Annotated in this window: 14 protein-coding genes; 13 read left to right on the top strand and 1 reads right to left on the bottom strand. The window is 60.3% G+C overall.

Annotated elements, in window-relative coordinates; translation table 11 throughout:
- Positions 1-155: 155 nt before the first annotated feature.
- Positions 156-2,597, bottom strand: a complete 2,442-nt coding sequence (locus AC1D1M_RS09825) for a penicillin-binding protein 1A (RefSeq protein WP_477775490.1) — start codon at positions 2,595-2,597, stop codon at positions 156-158.
- A gap of 213 nt (positions 2,598-2,810) precedes the next feature.
- Here AC1D1M_RS09825 and AC1D1M_RS09820 point away from each other — a divergent pair, with 213 nt between their 5' ends.
- The 13 genes from AC1D1M_RS09820 (at position 2,811) to AC1D1M_RS09760 (ending at position 20,990) form a co-directional block, all read left to right on the top strand.
- Positions 2,811-3,875, top strand: coding sequence for a pilus assembly protein PilM (locus AC1D1M_RS09820; protein ID WP_477775489.1), 1,065 nt, complete (start codon positions 2,811-2,813; stop codon positions 3,873-3,875).
- A complete protein-coding gene (locus tag AC1D1M_RS09815) occupies positions 3,875-4,441 on the top strand; it encodes a PilN domain-containing protein (protein WP_477775488.1) in 567 nt (188 codons plus the stop codon). The genes AC1D1M_RS09820 and AC1D1M_RS09815 overlap by 1 nt, the downstream gene beginning before the upstream one ends.
- On the top strand, positions 4,438-5,061 hold the full coding sequence (locus tag AC1D1M_RS09810) for a type IV pilus inner membrane component PilO (RefSeq protein WP_477775487.1): 624 nt from the start codon (positions 4,438-4,440) through the stop codon (positions 5,059-5,061). Before AC1D1M_RS09815 ends, AC1D1M_RS09810 begins: the two co-directional genes overlap by 4 nt.
- Positions 5,058-5,585: a pilus assembly protein PilP gene (locus AC1D1M_RS09805; protein WP_477775486.1), complete on the top strand. Its 528-nt coding sequence runs from the start codon at positions 5,058-5,060 to the stop codon at positions 5,583-5,585. The genes AC1D1M_RS09810 and AC1D1M_RS09805 overlap by 4 nt, the downstream gene beginning before the upstream one ends.
- Before the next feature lie 13 nt (positions 5,586-5,598).
- Positions 5,599-7,668, top strand: a complete 2,070-nt coding sequence (locus AC1D1M_RS09800) for a type IV pilus secretin PilQ (RefSeq protein ID WP_477775485.1) — start codon at positions 5,599-5,601, stop codon at positions 7,666-7,668.
- A 4-nt stretch (positions 7,669-7,672) separates the two neighbouring features.
- Complete coding sequence (gene aroK, locus AC1D1M_RS09795) at positions 7,673-8,191, top strand: shikimate kinase AroK (RefSeq protein WP_015093141.1); 519 nt, start codon at positions 7,673-7,675, stop codon at positions 8,189-8,191.
- A gap of 150 nt (positions 8,192-8,341) precedes the next feature.
- Positions 8,342-9,442, top strand: coding sequence for a 3-dehydroquinate synthase (gene aroB / locus AC1D1M_RS09790; RefSeq protein WP_007975598.1), 1,101 nt, complete (start codon positions 8,342-8,344; stop codon positions 9,440-9,442).
- 10 nt (positions 9,443-9,452) lie between these two features.
- Positions 9,453-11,054, top strand: a complete 1,602-nt coding sequence (locus AC1D1M_RS09785; RefSeq protein WP_477775484.1) for an ExeA family protein — start codon at positions 9,453-9,455, stop codon at positions 11,052-11,054.
- Positions 11,055-11,404: 350 nt separating this feature from the next.
- Positions 11,405-15,850, top strand: a complete 4,446-nt coding sequence (gltB, locus tag AC1D1M_RS09780; protein WP_477775483.1) for a glutamate synthase large subunit — start codon at positions 11,405-11,407, stop codon at positions 15,848-15,850.
- A gap of 32 nt (positions 15,851-15,882) precedes the next feature.
- Positions 15,883-17,301, top strand: a complete 1,419-nt coding sequence (locus tag AC1D1M_RS09775) for an FAD-dependent oxidoreductase (RefSeq protein WP_007997363.1) — start codon at positions 15,883-15,885, stop codon at positions 17,299-17,301.
- A 253-nt stretch (positions 17,302-17,554) separates the two neighbouring features.
- Positions 17,555-18,622 carry a uroporphyrinogen decarboxylase gene (hemE, locus tag AC1D1M_RS09770; protein ID WP_477775482.1) on the top strand — a complete coding sequence of 356 codons (1,068 nt, stop codon included), beginning with the start codon at positions 17,555-17,557 and terminating at the stop codon, positions 18,620-18,622.
- A gap of 288 nt (positions 18,623-18,910) precedes the next feature.
- On the top strand, positions 18,911-20,377 hold the full coding sequence (gene gbpA, locus AC1D1M_RS09765; protein ID WP_477775481.1) for an N-acetylglucosamine-binding protein GbpA: 1,467 nt from the start codon (positions 18,911-18,913) through the stop codon (positions 20,375-20,377).
- Positions 20,378-20,435: 58 nt separating this feature from the next.
- Entirely contained in the window at positions 20,436-20,990 is a 555-nt protein-coding gene (locus AC1D1M_RS09760; protein ID WP_477775480.1) for a type II secretion system protein N, read from the top strand.
- Positions 20,991-20,993 lie beyond the last annotated feature (3 nt).

The raw sequence follows: 20,993 nt of genomic DNA, 5'->3' as shown, positions 1-20,993 counted from the left end.
GTCGGGGCTTTTTTGTGCCTGACAGTTTTGCGCCGCCTGTCAGGGCCTCTTCGCGGGCAAGCCCGCGAAGAGGCCGGCTCAATCAATGCAAAACTTGCAGATAGTAAAAAGCCCCGACTCTCACGAGCCGGGGCTTTTGGCGATGGGTGGCAAGATCAGAACAAATCGATCGGCGCCGCTTCATCCGCCGGCAGCGGGCTGCCCGGTGCAAGGCCGTTGCCCAGTTCGTTCCCCGACGGTGGCGTATCTTCGACCTTGAACAGTTCGAAGTAGGCCCCCGGGGTGCCCGGGCTGGCCGCGCGGCCGCTGATCGGATCGACTCGCAGGCTGAGGATGCCTTCCGGCTCCGGTTGCGTGTGTGGCGGCTTGCCTTTGAGTGCGGGGCCCATGTAGTTCATCCAGATCGGCAGCGCGACGGTGCCGCCGAATTCCTTGCGGCCCAGGCTTTCCGGTTGATCGAAACCGGTCCATACGGTGGTCACGTAATCGGCGTTGTAACCGGAGAACCAGGCGTCCTTGGATTCGTTGGTCGTACCGGTCTTGCCGGCAATGTCAGGACGGCCCAAGGCCAGCGCGCGGCGACCGGTACCGAGCTTGATCACGTCCTCAAGCATGCTGTTGAGGATGTACGTGGTGCGCCCGTCAACGACGCGTTCGGCCACGGCGGGTGCTTGTGGCGCCTGCGTAGCGCCCGGGGCTTCGCCTGGCGTTGCGTTGACCGTGAAGGCTTGAGGGGCGGGCGCGGCAATGCCATCGCTGGCGGCACCGCCCTGAGGCACGCTCGGCGGGTTGGCGACGAACAGCGTGTCGCCGTTGCGGCTTTCGATCTTGTCGATGATGTATGGGGTGATCTTGTAGCCGCCGTTGGCAAAGGTGCTCCAGCCGGTGGCGATCTCCATTGGCGTCAGGGTCGCGGTGCCCAGCGCCAGGGACAGGTTGGGTGGCAGGTCCTGTTTGTTGAAGCCGAAGCGAGTGATGTAGTCGATGGTCTTGCCTACGCCCATCGCTTGCAGCAAGCGGATCGACACCAGGTTACGCGACTTGTACAGCGCTTCGCGCAGGCGAATCGGGCCGAGGAAGGTGTTGGTGTCGTTCTTCGGGCGCCAGACCTTGTCCAGGTATTCGTCGACGAACACGATCGGTGCATCGTTCACCAGGCTGGAGGCGGTGTAGCCGTTATCCAGTGCGGCGGCGTAGACGAACGGTTTGAAGCTCGAACCCGGCTGGCGCTTGGCCTGCAATGCGCGGTTGTAGTTGCTCTGCTCGAAGGCGAAACCGCCGACCAGCGAACGAATGGCACCGTTCTGTGGGTCCAGGGATACCAGCGCGCCCTGGGCCTGCGGGATCTGGCTGAACTTCGGCGAATTGTCAGGCTGACGCTGCACGCGAATCAGATCGCCGACCTGGGCCACGTCCGATGGTTGTTTCGGATTGGCGCCCATGCTGTTGGTATTCAGGAACGGCCGGGCCCACTTCATGGTGTCCCAGCTCACGTGTTCCTGGCCGGTGCGAGTCAGCACTTGCAGGCCGTTCTTGTCGACCTGGGTCACGATGGCCGGTTCCAGGCCGCTGATGGTGCGTTGTTTGGTCAGCTCGGTGGCCCAGGCTTCGCGAGTCTTGCCCGGCAGCCGCGACTCTGGCCCGCGATAGCCGTGGCGCTGATCGTAGGTCATCAGGCCTTCATGGACCGCAGTGTTGGCCAGTTCCTGGAGGTCGCTCGGCACCGTGGTGGTGACGCGGAAGCCTTCGGTATACGCGTCGCTGCCATAACGCCCGACCATTTCGGCACGGGCCATTTCGGCGATGTACGGGGCGTTCACTTCAGGAGTCGGCACGTGATAGCTGGCGTTCAGCGGCTCGTTGATCGCCGCGGTGTAGTCGGCCTCGCTGATTTTCCCGAGCTTGTACATGCGCCCCAGGATCCAGTCGCGACGTTCCTTGCTGCGCGCCGGGTTGGCCAGCGGGTTGAAGCGCGACGGGGCTTTTGGCAGGCCGGCGATCATCGCCATCTGCGCGAGGCTGACGTCACGAATCGACTTGCCGTAATACACCTGCGCCGCCGCTTCGATGCCATAGGCGCGGTTGCCCAGGTAGATCTTGTTGACGTACAGCTCAAGGATTTCGTCCTTGGTCAGCTGCCGTTCAATCTGCAGGGCCAAGAGGATTTCGGTGGTTTTGCGCGAGAAGCTGCGTTCGCTGCTCAGGAAGAAGTTCTTCGCCACCTGCATGGTGATTGTGCTGCCGCCGGACTGGATGTGTCCGCTTTTGACCAACTGGGTCGCTGCACGCATCAGGCTGCTCGGATCGACGCCGTAGTGGTTGGCGAAATTGTCGTCTTCAGCACTTAGTAACGCATTGATGAAGTTGGGGGGAATGTCGGCGAAACGGATCGGTGTGCGGCGCATTTCACCGAATTCTGCGATCAACTTGTTATCGCTGCTGTAGACCCGCAAAGGGATCTGCAACTGGATGCTTCTCAGCGCCTCCACGGACGGCAGCCCGGGACTAAGGTAGAGGTACGCCCCGCTCAGACCCAGAAGGAGTCCGCAGAAAACCGCGACGATGGACCAACCGAAAAACTTCAGCAGACGAATCAAGGCTTTTGGATATCCAGGGCAAAAATGAATTGGGCAACAGGGTTCAGGCTAAATGAGAACGACCCGCGCTTGAGCAAATGCGGAAAAAAACGCTGGGCATTATAAGCATTTTTCTGATCGGGAGCGTGGTTGGCGCTGCTGTCAAGACGGATGGATTGAACGCAATCGACATTGCAGAGTCCGTAACTCACGGAAAGTCATAGGGAATTGGTAGTGCTAGGACTCTTCAACAAAAAAACCGATACGCTCCTGGGAATCGATATCAGCTCCACCTCGGTGAAACTTCTTGAGTTGAGCCGTCAGGGCGAGCGCTACCGGGTCGAGGCCTATGCGGTCGAGCCGTTGCCGGTCGGCGCGGTGATCGAGAAGAATATCGCCGAGCTCGAAGGCGTGGGGCTGGCCCTCGCGCGCGCGCTGGCCAAGGCCAGAACCGGCCTCAAGAACGTGGCCGTGGCCGTGGCAGGCTCGGCGGTGATCACCAAGATCATCGAGATGGATGCCGGTCTTTCCGAAGACGAGATGGAAAGCCAGCTGAAGATCGAGGCTGATCAGTACATTCCTTATCCCCTGGACGAAGTCGCGATTGATTTTGAAGTCCAGGGCACCTCTGTGCGCAATCCCGAGCGCGTTAGCGTGCTGCTCGCCGCTTGCCGCAAGGAAAACGTCGAAGTCCGCGAGGCAGCCCTGGCCCTGGCGGGGCTGACCGCCCGCGTGGTCGATGTCGAGGCCTACGCGCTGGAGCGCTCATTCGGATTGCTGGCCAGTCGGCTCGCGGTTTCCGGGGAACGTTTGACGGTCGCAGTGGTGGATATCGGCGCCACCATGACCACCCTGAGCGTGCTGCACAACGGGCGGATTATCTACACCCGCGAACAACTGTTCGGCGGTCGACAGTTGACCGAAGAAATCCAGCGTCGCTATGGCCTGACGCTGGAACAGGCGGGTCTGGCGCAAAAGAAGGGCGGCCTGCCGGATGGCTATACCGGTGAGGTCTTGCAGCCATTTCGAGAGGCGCTGGTGCAGCAGGTGTCGCGCTCGTTGCATTTCTTCTTTGTCTCCGGCCAGCACAGCTCCGTCGACCATGTCCTGCTGGCCGGCGGTACTGCGTCGATCCCGGGGCTGGACCGTTTGATCGAGCAGCAATTGGGCACGCCGACCCAGGTCGCGAATCCTTTTTCCGAAATGACTCTGGGCAGCAAGGTCAATGGTGCTGCCCTGACGAGTGATGCCCCGGCGTTGATGATCGCCTGTGGTCTGGCCCTCAGGAGCTTCGACTGATGGCACGGATCAACCTTTTACCCTGGCGCGAGGAGCGGCGTGAAATTCGCCGCAAGCGCTTCCTGCTGATTCTGCTGGCCGCAATGGTGGGCACTATGGGCGCGGTGCTGGTCGCGAACCAGGTCATCAGCGGCGCCATCGACCGGCAAGTCGCCCGTAACGATTACATCGGCAAGCAAATCGCCGTGGTCGATGAGCGGATCAAACAGATCAATGATCTCAAGGCGCGCCGTCAGCAACTGGTCGAGCGCATGCGCATCATCCAGGACCTGCAAGGCAATCGCCAAATCAGCGGGCGAATATTTGACCAGTTGGCGCGAGCACTGCCCGACGGCGTGTATTTCACCGAAGTGAAAATGACCGCAAAGACCTTGTCCATCACCGGCGCTGCGCAATCCAACAACCGTGTTTCAGACTTGATGCGCAACCTCGATGCATCGGATTGGTTCGATACGCCGAGCCTGACCGAAGTCAAGGCCACAGCTGCCGGCCAGGTGGAGCAGGCCAACGTCTTCCAGTTGACCGTTCGCCAGACTCAACCCGCAACACCGGAGGGGGGCAAATGAATCCGTCCGAATGGTTCGAAGGGCTGCGCAAGATCGACATCAATGATCTGGATACCAGCAACATGGGTTCCTGGCCGCGGGCGATCAAGTTTCTGGTGGCCGGTTTGCTCATGCTTCTGGTGCTGGCCCTGGGCTACAACTTTTCCACTCGCGACCTTGGGAGCCAACTTGACCTCAAGCGCGAGGAAGAGTCGACACTCAAGGAACAGTTCGCCGACAAAGCCCGCATGGCGGCGAATCTGGATCTCTACACCCAGCAGTTGAAGGAGATGGAGAACGCCTTCGGCGAGTTGTTGCGGCAACTGCCCGGCGACACCGAAGTGCCCGGCTTGCTGGAAGACATCACGCGTACCGGTCTGGGCAGCGGCCTTGAGTTCGAAGAGATCAAGCTGCTGCCGGAGGTTGCCCAGCCGTTCTACATCGAACTGCCGATCCGGATCACGGTCACCGGCGATTACCACGATTTGGCCACCTTCGTCAGTGGCGTGGCCGGGTTGCCGCGAATCGTCACCTTGCACGATTTCGACCTTGCCCCCGTCAGCCCCCAGGGTGCTCCGAAACTGCGCTTGAGCATCCTCGCCAAGACCTACCGCTACAACGACAAGGAACAGCATCAATGAGGCCGGCGCGTTGTTTTTCGGTGGTGGTGTTGCTGTCTGCTCTGTCCGGTTGTGACGCAAGCGATGACTACGACGATCTGGACGCGTACATGAGCGAAATGCGCCTGCGCGGGCCGGGCAGGATTGAACCAACGCCGGTATTCCGGTCTTACCCGGCATTCACTTACAACGCGGCGAATCTGCGCAGTCCGTTTTCACCGCAGGTCAGCACTGATCTGGCGGCTCAGCGTCGGGGTTCACGTAACGTCAAACCCGACCCTGGTCGGGTCAAGCAATACCTCGAAGGTTTCAACATCGAGCAGTTTGAAATGGTCGGCACCCTTTCCAATGCAACGGGCTCCTACGCCTTGCTGCGCGGGGCGGGTGGGGTCCATCGGTTGAAAGTCGGCGATTACCTGGGGCGTAACGACGGACGGATCGTTGCGATCAGTGGCTCGCAAGTCGATGTGGTTGAAATTGTCCCTGATGGTCAGGGCGCGTGGCTGGAGCGTCCCCGGACCATTCCTTTGAAAGAGCACTCATAGTGGAACTCGAATAATGAACCGGATTTTCTCAACCTTCGGCCTTTCGCTATGGATAGCGTTGTTGTCGCCGATGGTACAAGCGGCCAATCTCAAGGCGCTGGATGTCGCTGCGCTGCCGGGAGACCGTGTCGAGTTGAAGTTGTCGTTCGATGAGCCGCCCCCGGTGCCCCACGGCTACACGACGGAGTCGCCGGCCCGGATTGCGCTGGATTTGCCGGGTGTCACCAGTCAGCTGGCCAGCAAGACCCGTGATCTCGGCAGTGGAAATGCCCGTAGTGCAACGGTGGTGGAAGCCCGGGACCGTACGCGATTGATCATCAACCTGACTCAGTCGGCCCCGTACGACTCGCGAATTGAAGGCAACAATTTGCTGGTAGTTGTCGGGCAGGGTGTCAAGCCGTCGACAGCCAGGCCGGCGACCACAGCAGTGCCGGTTCCGGCACGAGCCGCTGCAACGGCAGGCAAGGCCATTCGGGGTGTGGATTTCCAGCGGGGAACCCAGGGCGAAGGCAACGTGGTGATCGACTTGTCGGATCCATCGATTGCACCGGACATACAAGAGCGCGAGGGCAAGATCCTCGTTGGGTTTGCCAAAACCCGATTGCCCGAGCCGTTGCGCGTGCGTCTGGATGTGAAGGATTTCGCCACGCCAGTGCAGTACGTCAATGCCAGCGCCAGCGGCGATCGAGCCACCATCAGCATTGAGCCCGGTGGCACGTTCGATTACTCGACCTATCAGACCGACAACAAGCTCACGGTCAGCGTTCGCCCGGCGACGGTCGACGACCTGCAAAAGCGCAATGCCGGGCAACACGCCTACAGCGGCGAGAAGCTTTCGCTGAATTTCCAGGACATCGATGTGCGTTCGGTGCTGCAACTGATCGCCGATTTCACCAACCTCAATCTGGTGGCCAGCGACACGGTGCAAGGTGGTATTACTTTGCGCTTGCAGAACGTGCCGTGGGATCAGGCGCTGGATCTGGTACTGAAAACCAAGGGGCTGGATAAGCGCAAGGTCGGCAATGTCCTGCTTGTTGCGCCGGCCGATGAAATTGCTGCCCGTGAGCGTCAGGAGCTGGAGTCACAGAAGCAGATTGCCGATCTGGCGCCGTTGCGTCGGGAACTGTTGCAGGTGAATTACGCCAAGGCGGCGGACATCGCCAAGCTTTTTCAGTCGGTGACCAGTGCCGAAGCGAAACCCGACGAACGGGGGTCGATCACCGTCGATGAGCGCACCAACAACATCATTGCCTACCAGACCCAGGACCGGCTGGATGAGCTGCGCAGGATCGTCACGCAGCTGGATATTCCTGTGCGTCAGGTCATGATCGAGGCGCGCATTGTCGAAGCCAACGTCGACTATGACAAAAGCCTCGGGGTGCGCTGGGGCGGTTCGATACAGAACAAGGGCAACTGGAACACATCCGGCGTCAGCAACGGGGTCAACGGGTCGTCGACCATTGGCACGCCCGGCAGTACCAGCACCAATTCACCGTTCGTCGACATGGGTGCGGTCAATAACACCTCGGGAATCGGCATCGCGTTCATCACCGATAACGTCTTGCTGGACCTGGAACTGACAGCCATGGAGAAAACCGGCAACGGGGAAATCGTCTCGCAACCCAAGGTGGTCACGTCCGACAAGGAAACCGCCAAAATCCTCAAGGGCACCGAGATTCCCTATCAGGAAGCCAGTTCCAGTGGCGCGACTTCGGTTTCGTTCAAGGAGGCTTCGCTGTCGCTGGAGGTGACGCCGCAGATCACGCCCGACAACCGGATCATCATGGAGGTCAAGGTGACCAAGGACGAACCGGACTTCCTGAACAAGGTCCAGGATGTGCCGCCCATCAAGAAAAACGAAGTCAACGCCAAGGTCCTGGTCAACGATGGCGAGACCATCGTCATTGGCGGTGTTTTCTCAAATACTCAGAGCAAGGTCGTAGATAAGGTGCCATTTCTTGGCGATGTGCCGTATCTTGGCCGCCTTTTCCGGCGTGATGTGGTTTCGGAGAAAAAATCCGAGCTGTTGGTATTCCTCACTCCGCGTATCATGAATAACCAGGCGATTGCTGTGAGTCATTGATTCTGTGCGAAATTTGATTCTTGTTGGACCGATGGGTGCTGGAAAAAGCACCATCGGCCGGTTGCTGGCCAAAGAGCTGCGCCTGCCATTCAAAGATTCCGATAAGGAAATTGAATTGCGCACGGGCGCCAATATCCCTTGGATCTTCGATAAAGAAGGCGAACCGGGCTTTCGTGATCGCGAGCAGGCAATGATTGCCGAGCTGTGCGATTACGACGGTGTGGTGCTGGCGACAGGCGGGGGCGCGGTCATGCGCGAAGCCAATCGTCGGGCACTGCATGCCGGTGGGCGGGTGGTTTATCTGCATGCGTCGGTCGAGCAGCAGGTCGGCCGCACGGCCCGCGACCGCAATCGGCCATTATTGCGTACTGCCGATCCGGCCAAGACCCTTCGGGATCTGTTGGCGATCCGCGATCCGCTTTATCGGGAAATTGCCGACCTTGTGGTCGAAACCGATGAGCGGCCGCCACGAATGGTCGTACTCGACATCCTGGAGCGCTTGCAGCAGTTGCCACCCCGTTAAAGCGCCGCGCGAAATGCGCTATCCTCGGCGTCGCGCCATGACCGCTCAAGGTTGTGGCGGATGGCTACCGAACGGCGTCACACCAGCAGAGGCTGTGGATATTCATAAATTCAGGGCAGGATGCCTGATTCATCTTCACTGTGGGGACACATGCAGACACTCAAGGTCGATCTAGGCGAACGCAGCTACCCGATTCATATTGGCGAAGGTTTGTTGGATCAGCCTGAGCTGCTGGCCCCGCACATTCGCGGACGACAAGTAGCGATCATCTCCAACGAGACTGTTGCGCCGCTCTATCTCGAGCGTCTGACCCGCAGCCTGGCGCAGTTCTCGGTGATTTCCGTGGTGCTGCCCGACGGCGAAGCCTTCAAGACCTGGGAAACCCTTCAGCTGATTTTCGACGGCCTGCTGACCGCCCGGCATGACCGCCGCACCACAGTGATCGCCCTCGGTGGCGGTGTGATCGGTGACATGGCCGGCTTTGCCGCTGCCTGCTACCAGCGCGGCGTCGATTTTATTCAGGTTCCGACCACGCTGCTGTCGCAGGTCGACTCCTCGGTGGGCGGCAAGACCGGGATCAACCATCCGCTGGGCAAGAACATGGTCGGCGCCTTCTACCAGCCGAACGTGGTGCTGATCGATACCGCCAGCCTCAATACCCTGCCGGCGCGCGAGCTGTCCGCCGGGCTGGCCGAAGTCATCAAGTACGGGCTGATCTGTGATGAGCCGTTCCTGACCTGGCTCGAAGACAACGTCGACCGCCTGCGCAATCTGGACCAGCAAGCCCTGACCTATGCCATCGAACGCTCCTGCGCGGCCAAGGCGGCGGTGGTCGGTGCCGATGAGAAAGAGACGGGCGTTCGTGCCACGTTGAACCTGGGCCACACTTTTGGCCACGCGATCGAAACCCACATGGGCTATGGTGTGTGGCTACATGGTGAGGCTGTGGCTGCTGGCACCGTAATGGCGCTGGAAATGTCCGCGCGATTGGGCTGGATCAGCGAGCAGGAGCGTGATCGCGGCATTCGTCTGTTCCAGCGTGCGGGGCTGCCGGTCATTCCGCCAGAAGAGATGACAGAAGCCGATTTCCTCGAACATATGTCCATTGATAAAAAAGTGATCGACGGTCGTTTGCGCCTGGTGCTGCTGCGCCACATGGGTGAAGCGGTGGTGACCGACGATTATCCGAAAGAGGTTCTACAGGCCACGCTGGGGGCAGACTACCGCGCCCTGGCCCAGCTTAAAGGTTAATAAGAACACGATGACTAGTTTGCATGCCGACGAGGCTTTCCTCGGCCATTACCAGTTGAGTCATGACCCTTTTGCTCCACGGGTGCCTGGCTTCAAGTTTTTCCCGGCCCAGCGCAAACCCGTGCTGGGACAACTGCATCACCTGGCCCGTTACAGCCAGTTGCTGCTGGTGGTCACCGGTCCCGAGGGCAGTGGCAAGACCCTGTTGCGTCAGGCCCTGGTTGCCAGCACCAACAAGCAATCGGTACAAAGTTTGGTGGTGTCCGCCCGCGGCGCCGGCGATGCGGCAGGGGTGTTGCGCCAGGTGGCCCAGGCGCTGAACGTCGGCCAGGCTGATGCCGACGCTATTCTGGCTCAAGTGGTGCAACTTGCACTGACCGGGCAAGAAGTCTATCTGCTGGTCGATGATGCCGAGCAACTGGACGAGTCCGCCCTTGAGGCGCTGATGATCCTGGCTGCCGGCGCGCCTGAAGGCCGCCCGCATGTGTTCCTGTTCGGTGAAACCTCGCTGATTGCTCAGCTTGAGGCCTTGCATCTCGAGGAAGAGCGCTTCCACGTCATCGAACTGCAGCCCTACACCGAAGAAGAAACCCGCGAATATCTGGAGCAGCGGCTCGAAGGCGCTGGCCGCGGCATCGAACTTTTCACCGCGAATCAGATCTCTGATATTCACGAAAGCTCCGAAGGCTGGCCTGGCAGCATCAATCAGGTCGCCCGCGATGCAATGATCGAAGCCATGATCGCCAGCCGCTCAGCGGTCAAGCGTCCAAAAATGGGGTTCAATATGCCGAAGAAACACGTATTGGCGATTTCCGCCGTGGTCGTGGTCGCGGTCGCTGCCGCCTGGTTGATGCCGGGTCGCAACAAGGCACCGACCACGGGTGCGCCGGCCAATGAACAGGCGCAACTGCCGCTTGGTCAGGGCCAGCCAACAGCGAATGGCGGTGCTCCGGCCGTCGAATTCGCTGGCAACACGCAGCCGATGCCATTGCCGTTGGTCGGTAACTCGCAGCCGGTCATGCGCGGTCCGCTGGCTGAGGCCGCGGGTGGCATTACTGAGGGCGACGACGGCGTGCCGGTTGAAGGCTCCAGTGCCACACCGCCGACGGTGACCACCACTTCACCGCCTGTGGGCGTTCCTGCCGGCCCTGCGCCGACGCCAGCGGCCAAGCCAACGCCTGCGCCGACTCAGGTCGCTACCGCCAAGCCGGCGCCTGCTCCAGTGGCCAAACCTGCTCCAGCGCCGGCCAAGCCAGTCGTTGCTGCGGCGGCCAAACCTGCCGAGAAACCGGCTCCGGCTCCGGCTCCGGCGGCCAAGGCTGCTGGCGGCACCTGGTACGCCGGTCAGGCACCGGGCAACTACGTGGTGCAAATCCTTGGCACCAGCTCCGAAGCGTCCGCACAAAACTTCGTCAAGGAGCAGGGCGGCGAGTACCGTTACTTCAAGAAAGTCCTTAACGGCAAGCCGCTTTACGTCATCACCTACGGTAACTTCGCCAGTCGCGATGCAGCCGTAACTGCCATCAAGGCCTTGCCAGCGAAGGTTCAGGCTGGTAAACCTTGGCCTCGCACTGTCGCCAGCGTCCAACAGGAACTGGCAACAACTCGCTGAAGATTCGGCGGCCTTACCCAGGCCGCCTCTCCAAGCACCTCAAAATTTCTACAAGTGCGCGCCGCCTTCCGGGCTGCGTGCCTTGTGGTGTCTGCGTCATAGTAGCTTTTGAGTCGTAGCGGTCAAAATTAAAAAAAGTTTTGACTAGCACAGCAGATCGCTTTAAACCTTTCACAAATGCGACATGGATTTGCGACATTTCGTCGTCAAATTTGTGGGGCTAAGTGTCGGTGTGTACAATGACCTCCCTTTTGCCCCCGCAAAGCTGGCGTACGTTTGGCGCGGATGGCAAGTGGTTGAATTGAAAAGAAATTTGCCTCGATCAGAGGCAGCCTGGTGAGAAAGTGTCTATGAAAGCAGGTCTGTACCAACCAGATGAATTCAAGGATAACTGCGGTTTCGGCCTGATAGCCCATATGCAGGGCGAGCCCAGTCATACCCTTTTGCAAACGGCCATCGAGGCCCTGACCTGCATGACCCACCGCGGTGGGATTAATGCCGACGGCAAGACCGGTGACGGTTGCGGTCTGCTGATTCAAAAGCCGGACGTGTTCCTGCGAGCCATCGCCCAGGAAACGTTCGGCGTCGAAATGCCCAAGCAATATGCCGTGGGCATGGTTTTCTTCAACCAGGACCCGGTCAAAGCCGAAGCCGCTCGCGAGAACATGAACCGCGAGATCCTGGCCGCCGGCTTGCAGTTGGTTGGCTGGCGCAAAGTGCCGATGGACACCAGCGTTCTCGGCCGCCTGGCCCTTGAGCGCCTGCCGCAGATCGAGCAAGTGTTCATCGGCGGTGAAGGCCTGAGCGATCAGGACATGGCCGTCAAGCTGTTCACCTCCCGTCGTCGCTCGTCCGTGGCCAACGCGGCTGACACCGACCACTACGTCTGCAGCTTTTCGCACAAGACCATCATTTACAAAGGCCTGATGATGCCGGCGGACTTGACCGCCTTCTATCCGGACCTGAGCGATGAGCGCCTGCAAACCTCGATTTGCGTGTTCCACCAGCGCTTCTCCACCAACACCCTGCCGAAATGGCCGCTGGCCCAACCGTTCCGCTTCCTGGCGCACAACGGCGAGATCAACACCATCACCGGCAACCGCAACTGGGCTGTGGCCCGTCGCACCAAGTTCACCAACGATCTGATGGACCTGGAAGAGCTCGGCCCGCTGGTCAACCGCGTGGGTTCCGACTCCTCGAGCATGGACAACATGCTGGAGCTGATGGTCACCGGTGGCATCGACCTGTTCCGTGGCGTGCGGATGATCATTCCGCCTGCGTGGCAGAACGTCGAGACCATGGACCCGGACCTGCGTGCGTTCTACGAATACAACTCGATGCACATGGAACCGTGGGACGGCCCGGCCGGCGTGGTAATGACCGATGGTCGCTACGCGGTGTGCCTACTCGACCGTAACGGTCTGCGTCCGGCGCGCTGGGTCACCACCAAGAACGGCTTCATCACCCTGGCTTCGGAAATCGGTGTCTGGAACTACCAGCCTGAAGACGTGATCGCCAAGGGCCGTGTGGGCCCGGGCCAGATCTTTGCCGTGGACACTGAAACCGGTCAGATCCTCGACACCGATGCGATCGACAACCGCCTGAAGTCCCGTCATCCGTACAAGCAATGGCTGCGCAAAAATGCCCTGCGCATCCAGGCGACCATGGAAGACAACGACCACGGTTCGGCGTTCTACGACGTCGATCAGCTCAAGCAATACATGAAGATGTACCAGGTCACGTTCGAAGAGCGCGACCAGGTGCTGCGTCCGCTCGGCGAGCAGGGCTACGAAGCCGTGGGCTCGATGGGCGACGATACGCCGATGGCCGTGCTGTCCCAGCGCGTGCGCACGCCGTACGACTACTTCCGCCAGCAGTTCGCGCAGGTCACCAACCCGCCGATCGACCCGCTGCGTGAAGCCATCGTCATGTCGCTGGAAATCTGCCTCGGTGCCGAGCGCAACATTTTCCAGGAGTCGCCGGAACACGCTTCGCGCGTGATCCTCAGCTCGCCGGTCATTTCCCCGGCCAAGTGGCGCTCGCTGATGAACCTCGATCGTCCGGGCTTCGAACGCGCCATCATCGACCTCAACTACGACGAGAGCGTCGGCCTGGAAGCTGCGATCCGCAACGTTGCCGATCAGGCTGAAGAAGCCGTGCGCTCGGGCCGTACTCAGGTCGTTCTGAGTGACCGTCACATTGCTCCGGGCAAGTTGCCGATCCACGCTTCGCTCGCCACCGGCGCGGTACACCACCGCCTGACCGAAAAAGGCCTGCGTTGCGATTCCAACATTCTCGTGGAAACCGCGACCGCCCGTGACCCGCATCACTTCGCCGTGTTGATCGGTTTCGGCGCCTCTGCCGTTTACCCGTTCCTGGCCTATGAAGTGCTGGGTGACCTGATCCGTACCGGTGAAGTACTGGGCGACCTCTACGAGGTGTTCAAGAACTACCGTAAAGGCATCACCAAAGGCTTGCTCAAGATCCTGTCGAAGATGGGCATCTCGACCATCACGTCGTACCGCGGTGCGCAGTTGTTCGAAGCCATCGGCCTGTCCGAGGAAGTCTGCAACCTGAGCTTCCGTGGCGTGCCGAGCCGCATCAAGGGTGCGCGTTTCGTCGACATCGAAGCCGAGCAGAAAGCCCTGGCCACCGAAGCCTGGAGCCCGCGCAAGCCGATCCAGCAAGGCGGCCTGCTGAAGTTCGTCCACGGTGGCGAGTACCACGCCTACAACCCGGACGTGGTCAGCACTCTGCAAGCCGCCGTGCAGCAGGGCGACTACAGCAAGTTCAAGGAATACACGTCGCTGGTGGACAACCGCCCGGTGTCGATGATCCGCGACCTGCTGAAAGTCAAAACCCTGGACACGCCGCTGGATATCAGCGAGATCGAACCACTGGAATCGGTGCTCAAGCGCTTCGACTCCGCCGGTATCTCCCTGGGCGCTCTGTCGCCGGAAGCCCACGAAGCCCTGGCCGAAGCCATGAACCGCCTCGGTGCGCGTTCCAACTCCGGCGAAGGCGGCGAAGACCCGGCGCGCTACGGCACCATCAAGAGCTCGAAAATCAAGCAAGTGGCGACCGGCCGTTTCGGTGTAACCCCGGAATACCTGGTTAACGCCGAAGTGTTGCAGATCAAGGTCGCCCAAGGCGCCAAGCCCGGCGAAGGCGGTCAACTGCCAGGAGGCAAGGTCAACGGTCTGATCGCCAAGCTGCGTTACGCAGTGCCGGGCGTGACCCTGATCTCGCCACCGCCGCACCACGACATCTACTCGATCGAAGACTTGTCGCAGCTGATTTTTGACCTGAAACAGGTCAACCCGAAGGCACTGGTCTCGGTGAAGCTGGTAGCCGAAGCGGGCGTCGGCACCATCGCTGCCGGTGTGGCCAAGGCCTACGCGGACTTGATCACCATCTCCGGCTACGACGGCGGCACCGGTGCATCGCCGCTGACCTCGATCAAATACGCGGGCGCTCCGTGGGAACTCGGCCTGGCCGAAACCCACCAGACCCTGCGCGGCAACGACCTGCGCGGCAAAGTCCGGGTACAGACCGACGGCGGCCTGAAAACCGGTCTCGACGTGATCAAGGCGGCCATTCTCGGCGCTGAAAGCTTCGGCTTCGGCACTGCGCCGATGATCGCCCTGGGCTGCAAATACCTGCGTATCTGCCACCTGAACAACTGCGCCACTGGCGTAGCGACTCAGAACGAGAAGCTGCGCAAGGACCACTACATCGGCACCGTCGACATGGTGGTGAATTTCTTCACCTACGTCGCCGAAGAAACCCGTGAGTGGCTGGCCAAGCTGGGCGTGCGTTCCCTCGAGGAGCTGATCGGTCGTACCGATCTGCTGGAAGTCCTCGAAGGCCAGACCGCCAAGCAGCATCACCTGGACCTGACCCCGTTGCTGGGCAGCGACCACGTACCGGCGGACAAACCGCAGTTCTGTGGTGTTGAACGCAACCCGCCGTTCGACAAGGGCCTGCTGGCCGAGAAAATGGTCGACATGGCCACCTCGGCGATCAACGACCTGAGCGGCGCTGAATTCGACCTGAATATCTGCAACTGCGACCGTTCCATCGGCGCACGGATCTCCGGCGAAATCGCGCGTAAACACGGTAACCAGGGCATGGCCAACGCGCCGGTCACGTTCCGCTTCAAGGGCACTGCCGGTCAGAGCTTCGGCGTGTGGAACGCCGGTGGCTTGCACATGTACCTGGAAGGCGATGCCAACGACTACGTCGGCAAGGGCATGACCGGCGGCAAGCTGGTGATCGTGCCGCCGAAGGGCAGCGTCTACCGCACTCAGGACAGTGCCATCATCGGCAACACCTGCCTGTACGGCGCCACTGGCGGCAAGCTGTTCGCCGCCGGCACTGCGGGCGAGCGTTTCGCCGTGCGTAACTCCGGTGCCCACACTGTCGTGGAAGGCACTGGCGATCACTGCTGCGAGTACATGACCGGTGGTTTCGTCTGCGTATTGGGCAAGACCGGTTACAACTTCGGCTCTGGCATGACCGGCGGTTTCGCCTACGTGCTCGACCAGGACAACAGCTTCGTTGACCGGGTCAACCACGAACTGGTGGAAATCCAGCGTATCAGCGGCGAGGCGATGGAAGCCTACCGTAGCCATTTGCAACGCGTGCTGAACGAGTACGTCGAGGAAACCGACAGCGAGTGGGGTCGTGAACTCGCCGAGAACCTCGATGATTACGTGCGCCGTTTCTGGCTGGTCAAGCCCAAGGCTGCCAACCTGAAGTCGTTGCTTTCCAGCACCCGTGCCAACCCGCAGTGATATGCGCCTGAAGAGTTTGATGAGGTTTTAAAATGGCTGAACGTCTGAATAATGACTTCCAGTTCATCGAGGTCGGGCGCAAGGATCCGAAGAAGAAACTGTTGCGTCAACGCAAGAAAGAGTTCGTGGAAATCTACGAACCCTTCAAACCCCAGCAGTCGGCCGACCAGGCCCACCGCTGCCTGGGTTGCGGTAACCCGTATTGCGAATGGAAGTGCCCGGTGCACAACTTCATTCCCAACTGGCTGAAGCTGGTGGCCGAGGGCAACATCCTCCAGGCCGCCGAGCTGTCGCACCAGACCAACACCCTGCCGGAAGTCTGCGGCCGGGTGTGCCCGCAGGACCGTCTATGCGAGGGTGCCTGCACCCTCAACGACGGCTTCGGCGCGGTGACCATCGGCTCGGTGGAGAAGTACATCACCGACACCGCGTTCGCCATGGGCTGGCGCCCGGACATGTCCAAGGTCAAGCCGACCGGCAAGCGTGTCGCGATCATCGGTGCCGGGCCTGCGGGCCTGGGCTGTGCCGACGTGCTGGTACGCGGTGGCGTGACCCCGGTGGTGTTCGACAAGAACCCGGAAATCGGTGGCCTGCTGACCTTCGGCATCCCCGAGTTCAAGCTGGAAAAGACCGTGCTGAGCAATCGTCGCGAAGTCTTCAGCGGCATGGGTATCGAGTTCCGCCTCAACACCGAGGTGGGCAAGGATGTGACCATGGAGCAACTGCTCGAAGAATACGATGCGGTATTCATGGGCATGGGCACCTACACCTACATGAAGGGCGGCTTTGCCGGGGAAGACCTGCCGGGCGTGTACGACGCGCTGGACTTCCTGATCGCCAACGTCAATCGCAACCTGGGCTTTGAAAAGTCGCCGGAAGATTTCGTCGACATGAAAGGCAAGAAGGTCGTGGTTCTCGGCGGTGGCGACACGGCGATGGACTGCAACCGTACGTCGATCCGCCAGGGCGCCAAGTCGGTGACCTGCGCCTATCGTCGTGACGAAGCGAACATGCCTGGCTCGCGCAAAGAGGTGAAGAACGCCAAGGAAGAAGGCGTGAAATTCCTCTACAACCGCCAGCCGATCGCCATTGTCGGTGAAGACAAGGTCGAAGGCGTGAAGGTGGTCGAGACCCGTCTCGGCGAGCCGGACGCCCGTGGCCGTCGCAGCCCCGAGCCGATCCCGGGCTCCGAAGAGATCATCCCGGCCGACGCCGTGGTCATCGCCTTCGGTTTCCGTCCAAGCCCGGCGCCGTGGTTCGAGCAGTTCGAAATCCAGACCGACAGCCAGGGCCGCGTGGTGGCGCCGGAACAAGGTCAGTACAAGCACCAGACCAGCAACCCGAAAATCTTCGCCGGTGGCGACATGGTGCGCGGTTCCGACCTGGTGGTGACGGCGATCTTCGAAGGCCGCAATGCGGCGGAAGGGATCCTGGATTACCTGGGCGTTTAACCCCGACCCAGAGCCAAATGCAATACCCCCTGTGGGAGCGAGCTTGCTCGCGATAGCGGTGGATCAGTCAGCAGAGATGTTGAATGTGAAGCCATCATCGCGAGCAAGCTCGCTCCCACAGTTGTTTCGTGGTGTTACGAATACTGCGTTTACATTGCGACAAATTGACCCGATAGACAAAAGGCTGACCTGCAACCGTGCCTTTTGCGCCCGGCTCTGAGAAAATGCCCTCACTTTTTTTCCGGATGCCGACATGACTGCCCTGAAGAACGACCGTTTCCTGCGCGCCCTGCTCAAGCAACCCGTAGACGTCACCCCTGTGTGGATGATGCGTCAGGCCGGTCGCTACCTGCCTGAATACCGCGCCAGCCGTGCCAAGGCCGGCGATTTCATGAGCCTGTGCATGAACCCGGCGTTCGCTTGCGAAGTCACGATGCAACCGCTCGACCGCTATCCACAGCTGGATGCGGCGATCCTCTTCTCCGACATCCTGACCATCCCCGATGCCATGGGCCAGGGGCTGTACTTCGAAACCGGCGAAGGTCCGCGCTTCAAGAAAGTCGTCAGCACCCTGGCCGACATCGAGGCCCTGCCGATTCCCGATCCGCAGAAAGACCTGGGTTATGTGATGGACGCGGTCAGCACCATCCGCCGCGAGCTCAATGGCCGTGTACCGCTGATCGGCTTCTCCGGCAGCCCGTGGACCCTGGCCACCTACATGGTCGAAGGCGGCTCGTCGAAAGACTTCCGCAAGACCAAGGCCATGCTCTACGACAACCCGCAAGCCATGCACCTGTTGCTGGACAAGCTAGCGCAGTCGGTCACCAGCTACCTCAACGGCCAGATCATGGCCGGCGCGCAAGCGGTGCAGATCTTCGACACCTGGGGCGGCAACCTCTCGGCGGCGGCGTACCAGGAGTTCTCCCTGGCCTACATGAAAAAAATCGTCAGCGGCCTGATCCGCGAGCACGAAGGCCGCAAGGTGCCGGTGATCCTGTTCACCAAGAACGGCGGTCTGTGGCTGGAAAGCATCGCCGACGCCGGTGCTGATGCATTGGGTCTGGACTGGACCTGCGATATCGGCAACGCCCGCGCCCGTGTCGGCGACAAGGTGGCGCTGCAAGGCAACATGGACCCGACCGTGCTTTACGCCAAGCCGGAAGCCATCCGCGCAGAAGTCGGGCGTATTCTGGCCAGCTACGGCAAGGGCAGCGGCCATGTGTTCAACCTCGGCCATGGCATCACGCCGGAAGTCGATCCGGAACACGCGGGTGCATTCCTGCATGCCGTGCATGAATTGTCGGCGCAATATCACGAATAACGGTCAACGCTGTTCTAAAGCCTGTCCCGCCTCTAGCCGGACAGGCTTTTTTATGTCCTACAAACACTGCATGGACAAAGCGTTTCTTCTTGTAAGAGTGTTTCCTTTCTTGTCGGAAAATTGAATGCATAGACTATTCCCGCCTACGTGGACGATTACTCCTACATAGAACTCTTCGTCATCCCCGTAAGGTTCCAGACCCCTGTTCAGCGCAATGCTGAACAATAACGAAGGGAACATCGCCGCCCGCAAGGTGCGTTGTTTTCGATAAGCAGTCTGGAATACATCATGAAAATTACATTTGATAAAAGAAGTGCATTAACGGCCTGCACTTCATCGATGATCCTGTTATCGGCAATGCTGTCCTCTCAAACCGTTTCCGCCCATGGCTATCTGGAAGTACCACCTTCGCGTGCACTGTCTTGCCAGAAAGGTTTGAACACCAACTGCGGTGGCGCCCAGTACGAACCACAGAGTGTCGGTGAGACCTTCAAGGGCTTTCCGGCAGGCGTTGGCGGTGCACCGTTGCAGGGGCCGGTCGATGGCAAGATCGCCAGCGGCGGTCACGCGCTGTTTTCCGCCATGGACGCACAGTCAGCCACTCGCTGGCACCTGACGGAAATCAAGGATCGCAATATCGATTTCCAATGGCGTTACACCGCGGCCCACCCGGCTACCAAGCACGAGTATTTCATTACCCGCGACGGCTGGAACCCGAACGAGTCGCTCAAGCGCGTCACCTTCGAAAGCACGCCGTTCTGCACCATCGATGGCGGCAACCAGTTGCCGGCGTCGGGCGCCAAGCACAACTGTACCCTCCCGTCTGACAAGTCCGGCCAGCACGTCATCCTGGCGATCTGGACCGTCGGTGACACCGACGCCGCGTTTTACAACGTTGCAGACGTGAACATCCTTGCCGAACCGGAGCTGCCGGGCGGCTGGTCCCCGGTAGGCAGCATTGCGCCATCGACCACATTGCTGGTGGGTGACAAGGTCAAGGCCCGCGCGTTCACCGCCAATGGCGAGAGCCCGGACTACAGTGTCGAAATCAGCATCGACAACGCTGAAGACGGCACGCCGCAAAACTGGTCGTTCAAGTTGGCGGAAAAAATCAACGCGACCCACACCCTGGTTCGCGCCGGTATCCGTGACGACAGCGGCGATGTTGTCCCGGTCAAAGGCACCAACCGCCTCTACGTGCAAAAAGAAAGCGGCGTAGTCCGCTACGAAGTGCAGCTGGGCATGAAGGAAGACGCCGCTGCGCGCATGTCGGTGGCCTCGCAGCAAGCCGAATACGTTCTGGATAAAGGCCGGGCCAAGGTCGAGTTCAGCATGATTTCGAACCGCCCGATGAACGTCGAAGCGACCTTGCTCGATCAGAACAACAAACCGGTAGGCACCACGTCGGCACAAGTGGCCAGTGGCTCCACCTCGCTGTCCATGGATGTGCGCAGCAACCCGGGCGCGCACACACTGACCCTGGTCGGCACCACGCTGGATGGCCGCACCACCCGTCAGGATACCCAGACCACCCAGATGACCGGTGAAGGCGCGGGCGTCGAATACGATTTCGTGTTCCCTGAAGGCTTCAGCGGCTACACCGCTGGTACCAAGGTGTTGCAGCCGAAGACCGACGAAGTCTTTGAGTGCAAGCCGTTCCCCGAGTCGGGTTACTGCAAGCAGTACAGCCCTACCGCCAATGGCTTCGAGCCGGGTGTTGGTGCTCACTGGCACATGGCGTGGGACAAGTTGTAAGTCCTCGCAACTGGCTTCAGGCGGCCTGGAAAAGGTCGCCTGAAGCCAGGCGCCTCTGTTGAGTATCGAATTGAGAATGAAAGTTTCGAAGTTCTCCGGACAACGCTTTCGGGCGTGCCTGAGCAGCGTTTGTTGGCTCGCATTGCCAGTGGGCGGCGCGGTGTTTCTGGCGTGGCAGGAAATGGAATTTCGCGAGCATCTGGCTTCACCGTCGCCCGACATTGCAACCCAGGTGACGGTGCCTGTACGTGAGCCGCTCGAAACAGCATCGATTGCCATCGTGTTCGGCCTGACGACGGAGGCCACACCGCAGCCCAGCGCCGAGCCGCTGACTTTGCAAGCGAGCTTTGTCAGCAACGGATTATCCAAGGCACTGCTGGCCAATGCACAAGGCTCTCGTCTCTATCAGGTGGGTGAGCGTTTGCCTGGCGGCAGCGTCCTGCGTCGTATCGAGACCCACCAGGTTGCACTGTGGAACAAGGGGCGAGAAGAGCTGCTAACGCTCGTGCCTTCTGGCGCACGTTTTCTGAAGGGACTCGAATCATCCGTCGATTCTCAACCGGTTACCACGACCACGCGTTTTTTACGCCCGCTCTCCGGGCAACCAGAGTGATGA

It is taken from the genome of Pseudomonas sp. P1_F7, from assembly GCF_056405655.1.
Note: the sequence above shows the minus strand (reverse complement) of the source record. Positions and strands in the feature narration are given on the sequence as shown.

Excerpts from the sequence above, each read along its gene's own strand:
- AC1D1M_RS09800 (WP_477775485.1), top strand. The coding sequence starts at position 5,599 with ATGAACCGGATTTTCTCAACCTTCGGCCTTTCGCTATGGATAGCGTTG.
- AC1D1M_RS09805 (WP_477775486.1), top strand. The coding sequence starts at position 5,058 with ATGAGGCCGGCGCGTTGTTTTTCGGTGGTGGTGTTGCTGTCTGCTCTG.
- aroB (WP_007975598.1), top strand. The coding sequence starts at position 8,342 with ATGCAGACACTCAAGGTCGATCTAGGCGAACGCAGCTACCCGATTCAT.
- AC1D1M_RS09775 (WP_007997363.1), top strand. The coding sequence starts at position 15,883 with ATGGCTGAACGTCTGAATAATGACTTCCAGTTCATCGAGGTCGGGCGC.
- gbpA (WP_477775481.1), top strand. The coding sequence starts at position 18,911 with ATGAAAATTACATTTGATAAAAGAAGTGCATTAACGGCCTGCACTTCA.
- AC1D1M_RS09815 (WP_477775488.1), top strand. The coding sequence starts at position 3,875 with ATGGCACGGATCAACCTTTTACCCTGGCGCGAGGAGCGGCGTGAAATT.
- gltB (WP_477775483.1), top strand. The coding sequence starts at position 11,405 with ATGAAAGCAGGTCTGTACCAACCAGATGAATTCAAGGATAACTGCGGT.
- AC1D1M_RS09810 (WP_477775487.1), top strand. The coding sequence starts at position 4,438 with ATGAATCCGTCCGAATGGTTCGAAGGGCTGCGCAAGATCGACATCAAT.
- AC1D1M_RS09785 (WP_477775484.1), top strand. The coding sequence starts at position 9,453 with ATGACTAGTTTGCATGCCGACGAGGCTTTCCTCGGCCATTACCAGTTG.
- hemE (WP_477775482.1), top strand. The coding sequence starts at position 17,555 with ATGACTGCCCTGAAGAACGACCGTTTCCTGCGCGCCCTGCTCAAGCAA.